This window comes from Adhaeribacter sp. (assembly GCF_057359045.1).
On the sequence record NZ_JBMQUD010000128.1, the window covers coordinates 108,254 to 120,958 of the forward strand.

At 41.7% G+C, this 12,705-nt stretch carries 9 protein-coding genes and 1 tRNA gene; 4 read left to right on the forward strand and 6 right to left on the reverse strand.

The window, feature by feature from the left end; translation table 11 throughout:
* Nucleotides 1–349 precede the first annotated feature (349 nt).
* Both ACO1R6_RS20530 and ACO1R6_RS20535 read left to right on the forward strand, forming a co-directional pair.
* Nucleotides 350–2,803 carry a TonB-dependent receptor domain-containing protein gene (locus ACO1R6_RS20530; protein ID WP_486266982.1) on the forward strand — a complete coding sequence of 818 codons (2,454 nt, stop codon included), beginning with the start codon at nucleotides 350–352 and terminating at the stop codon, nucleotides 2,801–2,803.
* A 64-nt stretch (nucleotides 2,804–2,867) separates the two neighbouring features.
* On the forward strand, nucleotides 2,868–4,079 hold the full coding sequence (locus ACO1R6_RS20535; protein ID WP_486266983.1) for a PepSY-associated TM helix domain-containing protein: 1,212 nt from the start codon (nucleotides 2,868–2,870) through the stop codon (nucleotides 4,077–4,079).
* Nucleotides 4,080–4,340: 261 nt separating this feature from the next.
* Here ACO1R6_RS20535 and ACO1R6_RS20540 read toward each other — a convergent pair whose 3' ends face one another.
* The 5 genes from ACO1R6_RS20540 to rlmD all read right to left on the reverse strand — a co-directional run bounded on the left by ACO1R6_RS20540 (nucleotide 4,341) and on the right by rlmD (nucleotide 10,393).
* Nucleotides 4,341–5,636: a hemolysin family protein gene (locus ACO1R6_RS20540; RefSeq protein WP_486266984.1), complete on the reverse strand. Its 1,296-nt coding sequence runs from the start codon at nucleotides 5,634–5,636 to the stop codon at nucleotides 4,341–4,343.
* Nucleotides 5,637–6,051: 415 nt separating this feature from the next.
* A complete protein-coding gene (locus tag ACO1R6_RS20545) occupies nucleotides 6,052–7,194 on the reverse strand; it encodes an OpgC family protein (protein WP_486266985.1) in 1,143 nt (380 codons plus the stop codon).
* A 289-nt stretch (nucleotides 7,195–7,483) separates the two neighbouring features.
* Nucleotides 7,484–8,317, reverse strand: coding sequence for a DUF1206 domain-containing protein (locus ACO1R6_RS20550; RefSeq protein WP_486266986.1), 834 nt, complete (start codon nucleotides 8,315–8,317; stop codon nucleotides 7,484–7,486).
* A gap of 218 nt (nucleotides 8,318–8,535) precedes the next feature.
* On the reverse strand, nucleotides 8,536–8,904 hold the full coding sequence (locus ACO1R6_RS20555; protein ID WP_486266987.1) for a hypothetical protein: 369 nt from the start codon (nucleotides 8,902–8,904) through the stop codon (nucleotides 8,536–8,538).
* Nucleotides 8,905–8,974: 70 nt separating this feature from the next.
* Nucleotides 8,975–10,393, reverse strand: a complete 1,419-nt coding sequence (rlmD, locus tag ACO1R6_RS20560) for a 23S rRNA (uracil(1939)-C(5))-methyltransferase RlmD (protein WP_486266988.1) — start codon at nucleotides 10,391–10,393, stop codon at nucleotides 8,975–8,977.
* Nucleotides 10,394–10,649: 256 nt separating this feature from the next.
* Between rlmD and ACO1R6_RS20565 the strand changes: the two genes are divergently transcribed.
* Nucleotides 10,650–11,453 carry an SDR family oxidoreductase gene (locus ACO1R6_RS20565; protein ID WP_486266989.1) on the forward strand — a complete coding sequence of 268 codons (804 nt, stop codon included), beginning with the start codon at nucleotides 10,650–10,652 and terminating at the stop codon, nucleotides 11,451–11,453.
* A 144-nt stretch (nucleotides 11,454–11,597) separates the two neighbouring features.
* Here the strand turns inward: ACO1R6_RS20565 and ACO1R6_RS20570 are convergent, their stop codons facing one another.
* The gene (locus tag ACO1R6_RS20570; protein ID WP_486266990.1) at nucleotides 11,598–12,338 is read right to left on the reverse strand and encodes an SH3 domain-containing protein; all 741 of its coding nucleotides are present in this window, start codon (nucleotides 12,336–12,338) and stop codon (nucleotides 11,598–11,600) included.
* A 70-nt stretch (nucleotides 12,339–12,408) separates the two neighbouring features.
* Between ACO1R6_RS20570 and ACO1R6_RS20575 the strand changes: the two genes are divergently transcribed.
* Nucleotides 12,409–12,481 (forward strand) — tRNA-Lys (locus ACO1R6_RS20575).
* The last annotated feature ends 224 nt before the right edge of the window (nucleotides 12,482–12,705 follow it).

The following is a 12,705-nucleotide window of genomic DNA, read 5'->3' on the forward strand; positions in this document are numbered from 1 at the left end:
CGGTAAAAAACATAGTAAGTGCCTTAAGTTTAAAATACTAAACTAATATAGTCTTAAATTTACTTGCCTTAAACTCTTTTATTACACTGTAATATTTAAATTTTTACAATTGCTATCAATTCTAGTATAACTAGATAATATCCTCAACTCTTTCTATTGGGGATTTCTGTCCATTTATTATGGTATTCAAGCTTAAATTGTGTTTGTTTAATCCAAGTTAAAATTTAGAATTTAATATAGTAGGAGTGAAATGTGCTTCGTTTCTATTTAGATTAATTCTAAATAAATTTTTTGATATTAAAATTTAAGTTTTATGTTTGTAGCAGTTTAGAATAAATCTAAATAAGCTATGAAAATAAAACACCATCTACTACTTTCTTTATTTCTTACTTTATTTTTTAGTACCACAGTGCAAGCACAGCAAAATGGGGCTATTAGGGGCCAAATTTATACTGCCGATGGTAAACCCGCGAGCTTTGTGTCTGTAGGACTTAAAGGCTTGGCACTAGGTACTATTTCTGATGAGAATGGTAATTATCGGATTAACCGGGTAAAAGCCGGTAATTACACCTTACGGGTAAGTGCCATTGGACTCGAAGCGCAGGAAAATTCAGTTACTTTAACTGCTGGCCAAATCTTAACTGTAGATTTTACTTTGCAGGAAAATGCTGCTCAGTTGCAGGAGGTAATTGTGGAGGGCAGCAAACCAAACAAATTTGCTAAAACCGAAAGCCCGTTTGTTTCGAAAATGCCTTTAAAGAGCTTGGAAAACCCGCAGGTTTATAGCGTGGTTACAAAAGATTTATTAAACGAGCAGTTACTTTTTACCGCCGATGAGGCCGTGCGTAATGCCCCGGGCATACAAAAAATGTGGGAAGCGACCGGCCGGAGTGGCGATGGCGGCAGCTATTACAACGCGCGCGGCTTTATTTTACAAAGCAACTTACGCAACGGTATTGCCGGTATTGTTAGCAGCGAAACCGATGCCGTTAACCTGGAAAGGCTGGAAGTAATAAAAGGCCCGTCGGCCACGCTGTTTGGCAGTTCGCTTACCTCTTATGGTGGCTTACTAAACCGGGTAACCAAAAAGCCTTTCGAGAAATTTGGAGGCGAAGTGGCCGTATCGGGTGGTAGTTACGATTTAAAGCGGGTAAGTGCCGATGTAAACACGCCTTTAGATGCTGCCCGGAAATTATTATTCCGGATAAATACCGCTTATCATTACGAAGGCAGCTTCCAGGAAAATACTTTTGCCCGCAATGTAGCCGTTGCACCCAGTTTGTTATACAAACCCACCGAGCGCTTATCGGTACATTTAGATGCTGAGATCTTTAATAGTCGCAATACCGGTAAACAAGCCCTTTTCTTTTACTTTCCGGCCAGCGCCTTGGGTGCCACCCGCGCCGACGAATTAAAAGTAGATTATAAAAATTCTTACCGTGGCAAAGGGCTTACCCAAAAATCAAGAAGTACCAATTTCTTTGGGCAGGTTAACTATAAACTTTCGGAACAATTTACCTCTTCTACCAATATTACCGCCGGCCAGAGCTTCTCCGATGGATTTGGCGCCTACTATTATTTAGTACCCGATAACGTGGTAACGCAAAACGAAGCCGATGCCGGTCAGGCTAATTACATTACCCGTGCCGATCAATCTACCGGTAACAGCAAGAGCAAAACCCTGGAAATACAACAAAATTTTAATGGCGATTTTAGGTTAGGTCGTTTGCGCAACCGGGTAGTTGTCGGGTTCGATTTTTTAAAAACCGATTCGGACCAGAATTTCTTTGGCAGCGTTTACGATACGGCCCCTTTAAATGTACCGGACTTCGACTACAGTACTTTTAACGGTACCAATCTGGCGGCTAAATATGCGGCTGCTCCGCCCGATTTTACCTATCCGCTGGTAAATAAAACCAATACTTACAGTGCTTTTGTATCAGATGTTTTAAACGTAACCGATAATCTGAGTGTATTGGCCGCGCTGCGCCTCGACCGGTTTGATAATAAAGGGGGAAAAACCGGCAGCCTAACCACGGAGGGGTATAAACAAACGGCTTTTTCGCCCAAATTTGGCATTGTTTACCAGCCACTGCAAGACCGGGTGGCCTTATTTGCCAATTACCAAAACAGCTTTAACAACCAGGGTACCTATAACGCTTACAATGCCGCCGAACCAAGCAAAGGATTAGCCCAAATGGCCGAACTGGAACAAGCCAACCAACTAGAAAGCGGGATAAAATTAGATTTACTAGCCGGTAAGCTCAGCAGCACTATTAGTTATTACAATATCCGGGTAAAAAATATTTTACGCACCGACCAGCGCGCCCCGGCCGTGGCACAAATCCAGGACGGAACGCAATTAAGCAAAGGCGTAGAACTAGAATTAATTTCGAATCCGTTTAAAGGTTTTAATGCTATTGCGGGTTTTAGTTATAACCACTCAGAATTAGATAAAGCCGATGCCGATGTAAACGGGCGCAGGCCTACCACCGCGTCATCGCCGTACCTGGCTAATTTCTGGTTAAGTTACCGGCTACCCGAAACGGCTGTTAAAGGTTTAGGCCTGGGTTTTGGCGGAAATTACGCCAGCGATAATAAAATATTGAACAGTGTATCGATGGGTGAATTTGTTTTGCCGGCCTACACCATATTAAATGCCACCGCCTTTTACGAACAGCCCAAGTATCGGGTAGGCTTAAAAGTAGATAATTTAACAAACCAACGCTACTGGATAGGCTATACCACCATGAATCCGCAGAAGTTAAGAAGCGTGGTAGGCAGTATATCTTATAAATTTTAGTCAGGCAAAAATTAAACGGTTCCTGGTTTGTAACACCAGGTGCCGTTTTTATCTTTTAAAACTTATGCAACCAGAGAAAAGAAAATTTAAATATTGGGTAAGACAACTGCATTTGTGGCTGGGCCTGGCATCGGGATTGCTAGTTCTTTTTCTGGGTATTACCGGCTGTATTCTCGCTTTTGAACGGGAAATAAAAGATATTACCCAACCGTACCAATTCTCGGCGGTGCAGCAAAACCCCTTATTGCCGCCCTCAGTTTTAAAACATATTGCCGACCAGGCTTTGCCGGGCAAGCACGCCCACAGTGTTAGTTACGAGCCCGGCAAATCGGCGCAAGTGGTATATTTTAGCGAAGAGCCCGCGTATTATTACAGCATATTTTTAAACCCATATACCGGTAAAGTACTGCGGGTTAAAAATATGGATAAAGATTTTTTCCGGATTATCGTAATGGGGCATTATTATTTGTGGCTGCCGCCGACCATAGGTCAACCCATAGTAGCCACCGGTACTTTAATATTTGTAGTGTTGTTACTATCGGGGTTGGTGCTTTGGTGGCCCAGAAATAAAGCGGCGCGTAAACAGCGATTTGCTATAAAATGGAATGCCAAATGGCGCCGCGTTAATTATGATTTACACGGTGTATTAGGTTTTTACATGACCTGGGTAATTATATTTATCGCGTTTACCGGTTTGGTTTGGGGCTTTCAGTGGTTTGCCCAATCGGCTTATTGGGTGGCTTCCGGCGGCAAAACGTTAACTGTTTTTGAAGAAACTTTTTCCGATACTACTCTTACCCAACAAGCCAATACAAACCAGCCCGCCATGGATTTGCTTTGGCGCCGGGCGCGGGCTGCCAATCCGGGGTTTACCGGCAGTTTAGATGTACATGTGCCCGACAGCCCAAAAGCTGCTATTGAAGTAGCGCTTAACCCCGACACCGATACTTATTGGAAAACTGATTACCGGTATTACGACCAGTACACCTTTAAAGAAATAGAAGTAAAGCACCAATATGGTAAGTTCGCGAATGCCGGTGCCGCCGATAAACTTTATCGCATGAACTACGATATTCACGTGGGAGCAATTGCCGGTTTAACCGGTAAAATAATTGCTTTTTTAGCCAGCTTGCTGGCCGCCAGTATGCCCGTAACCGGTTTCTTAATATGGTGGGGGCGCCGGAAAAAAAGCAGAATTAACAGCCAACCAAAAGTACATTGGCCCTTAGCCAAACAGAGAAAAAGTAGCCCCGCAGTTTTGCGCCTGCAGAAGTAAAACCCAGTAGATCCAAATATTTTGAAATTAGATAGCTAAATGCCAAATGAGTATTGGCTGTTAAACTAAGTACAGGGTATAAAGTAAGTATATAATTTAGTTATTTAGAGGTTCTCGAGTATTCTTAATCAGGTAGTACTTAGATGTTTCGAAAAGCTCAAGATGACATCATTTATATCGTTATTTATTCGGAAATATAGTAAGTATTGCACCTATATAAATAGGAGCAATACTTTTAACCTGAACCTAAATGGCTATTTTTTAAAGCAGGCTACGGGTAGTTGCTATCTTCTTCAGCAGGACTTTGTCAATTTTTATTCCGTCCATATCTACAATTTCAATTTCAAAACCGCGATGCTCAAATTTTTCGCCGGTGGCCGGTAGCCGGTTCAGGTAATAAATAATAAAACCTGCTAAAGTAGAATAATCTTCTACATCTCTTTTAATGAACTCCTGCTTCAGTTCTTTGTTTAAGTCGTAAATATTAATGGAGCCGTTAACCAGGTAAGAGTTGTTTTCTCTTTTAATAATTTCAGGTTCATCGCTTTCATCTACATCCGGCAAATCGCCCACAATGGCTTCCAGAATATCGTGAAGCGTAATTACGCCTTGCGGCGAGCCAAACTCATCTACCACAATGCCCATATACTGTTTGTTCTTTTTAAACAGGTTTAAAATAGCATGGGCATACATGGTCTCCGAAACATAAATAGCCGGTTTAAGCACCGTTTCCAGCGTCTGGTGCTGGCCAACCATGATTTCGTAAAAGTCTTTGGTATTTAAAATTCCTATAATTTTATCAAATTGGCCATCGGCTACCGGAAATTTAGAATGGGCGCTGCTTTTAATTTTAGCCTTAATATTTTCTGTAGTGTCGTTTATGTTAAGCCATTCTACCTGGTTGCGGTGGGTTAAAAGGTGTTTGGCCCGCTGTTGCGAATACCGAAATATATTCTGGTGGAGTTCGGTTTCTTCTTTGGCCAACACGCCTTGTTTGCCGGCGGTTTTAATAATTTGGCGCAACTCTTCTTCCGAAATGGTTTCTTCGGGGGCTTCTTTAATACCAAAAAGCTTGATAATGGCATTGGTTGAAAAGGAAAGTACTTTTACCAAAGGCATAGTAAGTGAAGTAAACCCTTTAATAATAGGCGCTACAAAAAGCGCAATTGTTTCGGCATTGCCCATGGCCAGCGTTTTAGGAATCAATTCGCCGATAACAATAGAAAAATACGTAATAGAGCCAATTACCAGAATAATGGCCAAGGTATCGGCGTAGTCGGCTAGGAACGGAACTTGCACTAGTAACCCTTTTACATCGTCGGAGAGGGCGGCCCCACCATAAGCACCCGCCACAATGCCAATTAAGGTAATACCTACTTGCACCGCCGATAAAAATCCTTCGGGTTCTTTAATTAGCTGTAGTAAGGTTTGCGCGTTTTTGTTACCCTGATTAGCTTTTTGTTCGATGCGGTTGCGCCTAACCGATATAATGGAAATTTCGGAAAGGGCAAAAAAACCATTTAACAAGGTTAATATTAATATTACAATTACTTCCATGGAGCAAATTTAGAACGGCTGTTGGTTATTTTCCTAAACGGAAAAATGGGCTTAGGTATTTAAATTTGTTTGTATTTAGCCTGACAATTTAGAAAGGCAGCGCAAAATTAACCTTAATAAAATAATCTTCCTGGAATAAAATTTTAAAGACAGCACATTTAGAAGTTGCAAAATGAGCAGCATTCTTTTTAAAACGCTGCTACTAAGCTTTTTTATGCTTGAGGTAGAGGCTATTTTTCAAATATTGCATATTATGTTAAATAGCGAGCCATCTTAGTTAGCCTTAAGAAAGGGGAGAGTTGCGGTAAATTCTACCACAGCTAACGTTATAATATTAAACACCAATTTTAAAATATTGAATGATTGCCAAGATTAAATTTGGCTGAAGTAAAAATATTATGCTACTACTTTTACTTTAAAGGGGCGCTTTAAAGTTTACCTTAGGCTGGGTAAAGCGTTTTTTAAAGTAGGGGGCTAAAAACAAAGCCGGAATAAGGATAAACAGCAGCATAAACGTAGCCCAGGGCGAAAAGTGCACACCATCCATTAACTTAATGGTATGATGATCGTTCAGCATTTCTTTTACGGGTTTAAAAATAATAATAAGCAAAATATGCAGCGAAAACACCTCTAAAGAGTATTTCCCTAAATAGCAAAGGGGCTCAAACGAAAACCAGCGCTTGTAGCGGGCTGCCAGATTACTAATTACCATTAAAAGTGCCGCAAAATTAAGAAGCCGGAGCGGACCTAAGTTGTCTTTGCTTGTCCAGTAAACCCAATCGATGGAGAAATAATCTACATGGGTGTATACTCGTCGGCCGCAGAACAAAAGCAGGCTAATAGCTACAGCGGCATAAAACAACTTTCTGTTGTGCAAAATGGATCCTGTTTTATTCTGGTAAGTTAAATAACCCAGGTATAAGCCCCCAATAAACAATATTTGCCAGCTAAGCAAGTTAAAGAACCCAGTATCTACCTTGCGCATAACTGTTAATAATTCGAGTATGCTGGGTACCACATCTAAAGTGCCTACAAAATACACCAGAAAGGAGCAGGTTAGAATAATTAGGTGCTTACCCTGTTGGAAATATTTTAAACAAACCGGCAGGAGCAGAATAAAGAGCGCGTACATGGGCAAAATATCCATGTAAATGGGTTGGTAAAGTAAAAAACTACCCAATATTACCGATAGGCCCGGTTTCTGATAAAGCAATTTATAATCGGCGTAGTTTGTAAACCAATACGCTTTCATGGCTGAATGCGAGAAAAAGAGGAGCGTAACCAGGATAAACAAACCCAAATGATACTTATAAATGGTCCAGGTTCTTTTCTTGGCGGCTATAGAAATAAAGGTTTCACCTTTTTCTACCAACTTGCGAGAGTATACAATGCCGGCGGTTAAACCAGATACAAAAACAAAGCCTTCGGCGGCTGTAACCCAGCCAATAAACTCGGTAGTAAACCGGCTAATTATATTTTGCCAAGACAAAAAATGATTGGTTGTAATCAGAACCAAAAAAAGGCCCCTAAAGAAGTCAATCTGCGGTATTCTCTTCATTGGTTTTTGCTTCAATTTGGATTATATCGAGACATAATTCATAGTGAAGCCGAAATATAAAGAAATGCTAAAGGAGTAGCAAATAACTAAAGTTATGCTTTACTTAACTTATAATAGCCCAAATACTTAGCAGGTAAAATAATTTACCCGGCCCCAGCACCTGATGCCTATATTTAATTCATTTATCAAAATAACCTTTTAAAAGTGCTAAAGTGGCGCTGGGAATAAAATATAAAAAAAGAGCTGTTGTAATAAACAGCTCTTTTTCCGTTTAAAGCAAGCTTCTTACTTAAGTATTTATTACTTCGTAACGGGCCCGGACAAACATAAAAACGCCGTAGCAAAGTAAGCCTAATGCAATGGCACCTAACAAAATAGAACCATAAGATTGCTCCAGAAACGAAAACGCACTGCTGCTGCCACCCGCTTCCTGGGCATTGGAATTAAGCGCTGCTTTTAAAAATAAAAAACCAATAATACCCCAAACCACCCCACGGGCAATGTAGCCAACTTTACCGGCATTCATGAGCATTTGCTTTATATTAGATTTTATTTGGGCGGTTTGTACGTTCTTGAGGTATTTACCCGAGATACCTTTGTAAATCTGATAAACACCCATAGCCATAGTGCCCACTGCCACCAAACCCACCAGCCACTGACCAAAAGGTTGTTCCAGCAGTTTTCCGGCTAAGGTCTGGCGCGAGTCGCCGCCGCCGCCGCTGTTCTGGCCCAATACCAATTGCGCCGCGTAAAAAGCCAAACCACCGTAAACGAGTCCGCTAAACGCATAACCCAGTCGCTTACCAACACCCTTGGCATTGTGTCCTTTGCCCTCCGAATCCATAAAAGCTTGGATAAATCGCCAGATGGTATAACAAACCAAGCCCAGCGCTACAATACCCAATAATATTTTACCGAAAGGTTGCTCCAGAATAAACTGAAAAACGCCTTGCTTACCGGCGCCTTGTTCGGTGTTGCCTTTAATTTCAAAAGCGGCCATAAAGGCCAAAGCTCCTACCAGGCAATAAACTACGCCTTTGGCAGCCATCCCAAAGCGGGCAAAATTCTCGGTCCATTGCGGACGCGGATGCGGTAAGTGTGTATTATGAATTGAAATTTCCATAGTTTTTATTTTTGAATGTGCATACAGGTATATACACGTAAAAATAAAAACAGGGTTTATGTAAATAGTAAATTTATACCAGGGTTATAAAGGTTATTTATTGATAATTAATGATTTAAGTAAATATTATAATTACTAATAGTGCCTCTATAACAGCATAAGCAATATTTTAGCTAACTTGCTGTATAAGAATTTGAATTGTATTAAAATCAGAATTTTTAATCTTCTGGAAAAGGAATAAATACAAAGTTGGTAAAGCTTTCGTCTATCACGAACAAACAACAAAATTCGTCGGGATTTTTATAGGCTAACTCAAATTCTTCTACTTTGTCTACGCTAATAACATTGCGTTGCACAAAATCATACAGGTAAGATGCATATACGTGCCACTGCAAGTCCATTTCGGTAGCGCCAATCAGCAACGAACCCAGGGGAGTGGGTTGCTTGGCAAAAATAAAAATCGGGTATTTAGATATTTCACGCTTCCGGATTAGGTACGAAGCTTCTTTTAACGTATCGGAAACCATCGCAAAATCTTTGGTGATGGTACCTAAATATTTACCGTTCAGTTCTGGGTCGTTGTTCATGTTGCCTTCAGTGTTTTTCCAAAAATTGGGTAATGCGCGTTTAAACCGTTATATATTTAAACGCTACCGGTTAAGATTTTAGTTGCAGGGTTACAATATTTTCGACGTGGTGGGTTTGCGGAAACATATCGACCGGCTGAATTTGGGTAACTTCGTAATTCAGCGAAAGGGCTTCTAAATCGCGGGCCTGGGTGGCCGGGTTGCAACTTACATAAACAATGCGCCGGGCTTTCAGTTCGTTTAATTTTTGTACCACGTCGGGGTGCATGCCGGCGCGCGGCGGGTCGGTAATAATTACATCGGGCTGGCCGTGTTCTAATACAAAAGCATCGTTTAAAACATCTTTCATATCGCCGGCAAAAAACTTGGTATTGCTTATATTATTAATGCGGGAATTTATGCGGGCATCGGCAATAGCACTATCTACGTATTCTACCCCAATAACTTCTTTGCACTGGCGGGCCACAAAATTGGCAATGGTACCGGCGCCGGTATATAAATCGTAAACTACTTCGGTGCCGGTAAGGGCCGCCATTTCGCGCGTGAGGCGGTACAATTGGTATGCTTGCTCGGAGTTGGTCTGGTAAAAAGATTTAGGCCCGACCCGGAACTGCAAATCTTCCATTTGCTCGTGAATGTATGCTTGCCCATGGTAGCAAACTACTTCTAAATCGTGGAAAGTTTCGTTACCCTTAGGGTTTACTACGTACTGCAGCGAAGTAATTTCGGGGAAATTATTTTTTAGATGTTCCAGTAAGCCCAATAAAGCAGCATTGTCTTCGTAATAGACCTGCACAATAACCATTACTTCGCCGGTGTTGGCCGTCCGGATAATCAGGTTGCGCAAAAAGCCTTGCATCTTAACCATGTCAAAAAATACCAGGCCGTGGGTTTTGGCGTATTGCCGCACCGCCAACCTAATATTATTAGAAGGTTCGGGTTGCAGGTAACAATGTTTAATATCTAATATTTTATCGAAACGACCCGGTATATGAAAACCCAGGGCGTTGCGGTCATATTCCTGGCCGGATTTAATTTGCTCCGTTGTTAGCCAACTGTTGTTCGAAAAAGTATACTCCAGCTTATTGCGGTAATAAGTAGTTTTCTCGGAACCCAGAATAGGATTGAGCGGCTTCTCACCAATTTTACCAATGCGCTCTAAGTTGTCTTTTACTTGTTTTTGCTTAAAATACAACTGGGTGTCGTAGCCAATGTGCTGCCATTTACAGCCGCCGCAAACGCCAAAATGCTCACAAAAAGGCTCGGTCCTAAGCTCCGAGTAAACATGAAAATGGACCGGCGCCGCTTCCAGGAAATTTTTCTTTTGTTTGGTAATTTGCAGATCTACTACATCGCCGGGGGCTACGCCCGTTACAAAAATTACCAGGTTTTCGTGCCGGGCCAGGCACTTGCCTTCGGCGGCCATTTCTTCTATCCGGATGTTGTGGATATAATCTATTTGGGGTTTCTTTTTCTTATGCTTTCTCACGATGCTACAAAATTACGCCAAATTTAATTGGGAATAAACCTTCTTTTTAGTTTTGGTAGCATATTGGGTGGGCTAAACAGATCCCTGGTACTATCCGGCAAATAAATATTAAAGAAGCCTTTAAACCAGGTGTATTAAAACGGTTTTAGCCCGGTTAGCCTTAGTTTAAAAACGTTTATTAGTTATTACCTTTGCAGCGCCGCCGGGTACAAATATTCATGCTCTAAAACCTGTCGGCTAAAGTGGTTTTTAGAATATGAAAGATAAAGTAGTACTGATTACCGGAGCCACCTCCGGCATAGGTAAAGCCTTGGCTATGTCGTTTGGGGCAGCCGGCGCTGCCGTAGTAATAACTGGTCGTAATGCAGATAATTTACAAAGCACCGCCCTGGAACTCAGCCAGAAAAACATTAAGCACCTGGCCTTGCAGGCCGATGTAAGCCAAGAAACCGATTGCCAAAACATGGTTACAGAAACCATAAAACAGTTTGGTGAACTAGATATTCTGATTAACAATGCCGGTATATCTATGCGGGCTTTGTTCCAGAACCTGGATGTGGCGGTTATCCGGAAAGTAATGGATATTAATTTTTACGGAACGGTTTACGCGACCAAATTTGCTTTGCCCCACATTATAAAAGCCAAGGGTTCTATTATTGGTATATCGTCTATCGCGGGTTACCGGGGGTTACCGGGCCGCACGGGGTACTCGGCCTCTAAATTTGCCATGCACGGCTTTTTAGAAACCCTCCGCACCGAATTATTGAACCAGGGTGTGCACGTAATGATTGCTTGTCCGGGTTTTACGGCTTCTAATATTCGCAATACGGCCTTAGCAGCCAATGGCCAGGCCCAGGGCGAGTCGCCGCGTGATGAATCGGAAATGATGTCGGCGGAAGAAGTAGCCGAGCGCATTTTAAAAGCTACCCGCCAGCGCAAACGTGATTTGGTTATGACTACGCAAGGCAAATTAACCGTTTTCCTGAATAAATGGTTGCCCGGCCTTACCGACCGGTTGGTGTTAAATCATTTTAAAAAGGAAAAAGACTCGCCGGTGTAGGGCAGACAATAGTGAATAGTTATTAGTGAGCAGTTATCAGTAAACTTCATTTAATAACGAAGGTGTTGTATTCAGGTCTAAAGCAGCACGCTTGATAGTGTCTTTAGTCGCAATTTTATACGGTTTACTGATATCTGTTTTGGTTTACGGTAGTTCTAGTACATTCTTTTTCCGGATAAAAGCCCGTTGGCCATTCCATTCTGTTTCGTACCAAATATCGCGTTCGCCTTTTAAGGTAATGCGGTGGCCTTCAGAAGCGGTTGCCAACCAAGGCGCACCGGCCGACGGATCGGCCATGATGGCTACCCCATTTTGCCGGATAATGCCTTTGCGCCCAAAACTAAAAAAGTTAAGGTAAAATAAAATAAAGCCCAGGTAACTTAAAAATATTACCTGAAAGGTAAGGCCCGGCAAAATTTTCTTTTTCTGGTAAATGAAGAAAATAACGGTTAAGGTGCCTACTGCCACCATAAGCAACAACTGGAGAATATTCAGGTGATACTTTTGAAACTGGGTCCGGAAGAATTCAAAGTCGCTGTAAGCATAACCTATATAATGTTGCCGTTGGGCAATGTCTTCCATCTTTTTTAAAGCGGCCCGGCTGGGGCGCTTTTGATAATACAAATGCAGGTAATAAATGGTGGCATTAAAATTACCCTGGATTTCCTGGGTGTAGGCCATCTTCAAAAGCATTTGCGGCGAGTACACTTGTTCGTTCTGGATAATTTGTTCGTACAAGGCAAAACTTTCGGGGTATTGGTGCGCCCGAAACAAGCTATCGGCCCTTTTTAGCTTAAAATTATTCTCCTGACTATAAATAGGTTGATTTAAAAAAACGAATAAAGAGAAAAATATTGCAGATAATTTTGCCAAATGATTTGTCATTTCGAAAATACTGTATTAGTTTTGCATCGCAATTCAAGGAAACGCCTTGCGAATTGTAAAGATAATAAAAGATTCTGTAGCTCAGCTGGTAGAGCAATACACTTTTAATGTATGGGTCCTGGGTTCGAATCCCAGCGGGATCACTGATTAACCCTCTTCAGAGCCTCTGGAGAGGGTTTTTTGTTTCCGTTCTGTTTAGGAATCCTACTTTTCTACCCGGCCTTTTTTTACGACGTCCGTTTTTGCCCTGTTTTTCTCAAAAGAAAGCTGAAACGTCTGCCATACCCTACCATTTTCCAACAGGTATTAATTACCAGGCAGTGCCGTGGTAAACGCTATGAACTGGCAGTGGTGGCTGTGCTAACAG

Bases quoted from the DNA above. Each gene is read 5' to 3' on its own strand.
- ACO1R6_RS20530 (WP_486266982.1), top strand. From the start codon at position 350: ATGAAAATAAAACACCATCTACTACTTTCTTTATTTCTTACTTTATTT.
- ACO1R6_RS20535 (WP_486266983.1), top strand. From the start codon at position 2,868: ATGCAACCAGAGAAAAGAAAATTTAAATATTGGGTAAGACAACTGCAT.
- ACO1R6_RS20540 (WP_486266984.1), bottom strand. From the start codon at position 5,636: ATGGAAGTAATTGTAATATTAATATTAACCTTGTTAAATGGTTTTTTT.
- ACO1R6_RS20545 (WP_486266985.1), bottom strand. From the start codon at position 7,194: ATGAAGAGAATACCGCAGATTGACTTCTTTAGGGGCCTTTTTTTGGTT.
- ACO1R6_RS20550 (WP_486266986.1), bottom strand. From the start codon at position 8,317: ATGGAAATTTCAATTCATAATACACACTTACCGCATCCGCGTCCGCAA.
- ACO1R6_RS20555 (WP_486266987.1), bottom strand. From the start codon at position 8,904: ATGAACAACGACCCAGAACTGAACGGTAAATATTTAGGTACCATCACC.
- ACO1R6_RS20565 (WP_486266989.1), top strand. From the start codon at position 10,650: ATGAAAGATAAAGTAGTACTGATTACCGGAGCCACCTCCGGCATAGGT.
- ACO1R6_RS20570 (WP_486266990.1), bottom strand. From the start codon at position 12,338: ATGACAAATCATTTGGCAAAATTATCTGCAATATTTTTCTCTTTATTC.